Consider the following 223-nt stretch of genomic DNA (forward strand, 5'->3'; position numbering starts at 1 on the left):
AGCCGCCTAGGGTAAAACCGGTAATTGGGGCTAAGTCGTAACAAGGTAGCCGTATCGGAAGGTGCGGCTGGAATACCTCCTTTTTAGAGCTCATTACCTTGAGCTGTTGTTTCCTTCTTCTTTCAAATATTAGTTCTTTAAAAGTTAAGATGTAGACTTGAAATAAGAGTCAGGGATCGGATCTCACACATCGGCAACAGACTAGCAATAGTCTAAAGTTCTT

At 42.2% G+C, this 223-nt stretch carries 1 rRNA gene; it reads left to right on the forward strand.

Annotation, left to right across the window (positions count from 1 at the left end):
* A 16S ribosomal RNA gene (locus HGH92_RS33525) occupies positions 1-83 on the forward strand; the annotation flags it as partial.
* Positions 84-223: the final 140 nt, after the last annotated feature.

The organism is Chitinophaga varians (assembly GCF_012641275.1).
Taxonomy (GTDB): Bacteria; Bacteroidota; Bacteroidia; order Chitinophagales; family Chitinophagaceae; genus Chitinophaga; species Chitinophaga varians_A.